Source organism: Moritella viscosa, from assembly GCF_900120065.1.
Taxonomy (GTDB): domain Bacteria; phylum Pseudomonadota; class Gammaproteobacteria; order Enterobacterales; family Moritellaceae; genus Moritella; species Moritella viscosa.
Genome location: NZ_FPLG01000056.1, coordinates 1 through 3,064 on the forward strand (window position 1 = coordinate 1; position 3,064 = coordinate 3,064).

Here is a 3,064-nt window from a genome sequence, read left to right on the forward strand (position 1 = left end):
TTGTTCAGCTTTTAGTGTAGTAACTGCATCGATATCATTTTTGTATATAGACATTTTTATTCCTTTAATAATTATTTTAATACTTGATACAACAAGAACAGGGCGAGATAATCTAACCTCGCCCTATTCCAAAAATTTCTAATCTAAGAAATCATAACCAGGCAGCGTTAAAAACTCAGCAAGGTGATCGCTGACTGTTAATTCTTCAAACAATTTAGACGCTTCAACAAAACGGCCTTGCTCGTAAGCTTCAACACCAATTTCTTCATCACGAATGACCAGAAGCTCTTCTTGTAGTAATTGGCAGAATAACTCTTTTGTTACAATTTTACCGTTGCTCAATGTTTTGCCGTGCTGGATCCACTGCCAAATTGACGCACGAGAGATTTCTGCGGTTGCTGCATCTTCCATTAAGCCGTAGATAGGCACACAACCATTACCAGAAATCCATGCTTCCATGTAGCGAACACCAATACGAATATTTAAACGCATACCCGTTTCAGTTCGTTCACCAGAACAAGGTTCAAGTAACTCAGCAGCCGTTACCGGTGCATCGTCTTCACGTAAAACGTTAATTTGGTTAGCATTACCTGCACCGATATATTCGTTCATCACACCCATTGCAGTATCTGCTAAACCAGGGTGAGCAACCCAAGTACCGTCATGACCATTTTTTGCTTCCAGGGTCTTATCTGCGGTTACTTTAGCTAATACTTTATCGTTTTCTTCAGCTGTTTTGGCTGGAATAAATGCAGCCATACCGCCCATTGCAAGAGCGCCACGTTTATGACATGTTTTGATTAATAAACGTGAATAAGCACTAAGGAAAGATTTGTCCATCGTTACAGAATGACGATCTGGTAATACACGATCTGCATGTTTACGCAGTGTTTTAATATAGCTAAAAATATAATCCCAACGACCACAGTTAAGCGCAACAATGTGCTCTTTCATGCTATATAGAATTTCTTCCATTTCGAATACAGCGGGGATAGTTTCAATGAGCAGTGTAGCTTTGATTGTACCGCGGTCTAGATTTACTTTGTCTTCTGCATAGCTAAATACTTCACTCCACCATTTTGATTCATGGTGGCTTTGCAGCTTAGGTACGTAGAAGTAAGGGCCTGCGCCTTTTGCTAATAACGTTTCATAGTTATTAGAAAAATACAGTGCAAAATCGACTAAACAACCCGGTACAATTTTACCGTTAAAAGTAATATGTTTTTCTGGTAAATGCAGACCACGAACACGACAGATAAGTGTTGCTGGATCATCATCTAAAGAGTAGTGTTTACCGTTCGCAGGGTTAGTATATTCAATCGTACCATTTACTGCATCACGTAAGTTAACCTGACCGTCTAACACACCGCCCCATGTTGGCGCGAATGAATCTTCAAAGTCTGCCATAAATACTTTAACGCGTGCGTTTAGTGCATTAATCACCATCTTACGGTCAACTGGACCAGTAATTTCTACACGACGATCTTGAAGTTTTGCAGGGATACCTTGAATCTTCCAATCGCCTTCGCGAATATGTGCCGTTTCAGGTAAAAAATCAGGGAGTTCACCAGCATCCATACGCGCTTGTTTTTTTACACGTTGATTAAGTAGCTCATCAACTTGAGGTGCGAATTTTTCGACTAACTCAGTCAACAAAGCAACTGCTTCAGGATTTAGGATCTGTTGTTGTTCTTGGTTGATTTCCCCATGGAAAACCAGAGAACCTGTTTCATTAGACTGGGTATTGGCAGTCATAGCTTCACTCCGTTGAAATATATGTATTGGCCACAATTCCTCATCTGCCAGCAACGGAAGAATAATCTTCTATTGTTTTAAACATCTGTACGAATTGCTTTATTAACCTACACATTGCAACAAGTTTGTAATAAATGCAACATATTTCACACTAATGACAAGGTGTCAAATTAAAGCGTTTCGCTTTAGCAAAAATCAACTAAAACTGAAGCGGAACACACTTTCAACTGAAGCTTAAAAGCCTCCTTCTATACGATTATTTTTGATATAACCCAAGTTATTACGTCATTGAATACTTCATTCGCATTAGACTCATTTAACATTTCATGACGACCATCAGGATAAAGTTTACATCGTACCCTCTCACAACCATTGTTAGTCATATGCAGCTTTAATGCTAATACACCCTCACCTTGTAAACCGACCGGATCTTTATCACCACTGAAAAGATAAATAGGTAAATGCTTCGGGATTTTTGCTATTTCTGATTTTTGGCTAATGCTGATTAAACCAGACATAAAATCCAACCAAAATTGTGGACTAAACGAGAAACCACAATAATCATCATGAATGTACTTATCGACTTGTTTCTGATCGCGACTTAACCAATCCGATGTTGTTCGTACTGGTTTAAATTTACGATTAAAAGCACCAAACGACACAAAGTCTAAGAAACGACTTGGCGATCTTGCACCGATACGCATTTTTTCGATTTTAATCGCTATGCCTACCAATTTATACATGAGTGGGTTTTGGTAATTAGAACCACTGAGTATTAAACCTTTAAGCTTATTGCCATGTAAGATGGCATATTGCTGAGCAATGAAGGATCCCATACTGTGGCCAAATAATATTAAGGGTACGGTATGGCGCTGAGTTACATCATCGATGATAAGGTCGAGATCACTGATCACTTTCAGCCAGCCCCCCTCATCCGCATAATGGCCTAATACTGGCGCATCGTTACCATGACCACGATGATTAGCACCATAAACCGCAATACCTGCTGTGTTACAAGCCAGCGCAAAAGCTTCATATCTTTGTATATGCTCAGCCATGCCGTGGCTTAACACCATAACGTAACGGACTTCTTGCTCTGGTAGCCAAGCAAATAATTTTATTTTTCGGCCATCAGCAGCCGTCAGCAAAGAATGCATTACTATAATCCTTTTCGTGAAATACAAGCTCAAGTTAATGGCTGATATAGTCGCATGCTGGTTAGACTTGTAAAGTAAAATGAAATGAAATGTTTGATAATAGCAAAACTTATATTCAATAAAGAAAAACAAAAAAGCCTTGTTTATCAATT

The 3,064-nt window shown here is 39.0% G+C and carries 2 protein-coding genes; both read right to left on the reverse strand.

The window, feature by feature from the left end; translation table 11 throughout:
• Positions 1–138: 138 nt before the first annotated feature.
• Positions 139–1,755 (reverse strand): malate synthase A, encoded by a 1,617-nt coding sequence (gene aceB / locus BT797_RS09860; protein ID WP_075471902.1) that lies wholly within the window; start codon positions 1,753–1,755, stop codon positions 139–141.
• Between the two features lie 248 nt (positions 1,756–2,003).
• Positions 2,004–2,912 carry an alpha/beta fold hydrolase gene (locus tag BT797_RS09865; RefSeq protein ID WP_075471904.1) on the reverse strand — a complete coding sequence of 303 codons (909 nt, stop codon included), beginning with the start codon at positions 2,910–2,912 and terminating at the stop codon, positions 2,004–2,006.
• Positions 2,913–3,064 lie beyond the last annotated feature (152 nt).

Coding starts and splice junctions, on each gene's coding strand:
- BT797_RS09865 (WP_075471904.1), bottom strand. CDS start 2,912: ATGCATTCTTTGCTGACGGCTGCTGATGGCCGAAAAATAAAATTATTT.
- aceB (WP_075471902.1), bottom strand. CDS start 1,755: ATGACTGCCAATACCCAGTCTAATGAAACAGGTTCTCTGGTTTTCCAT.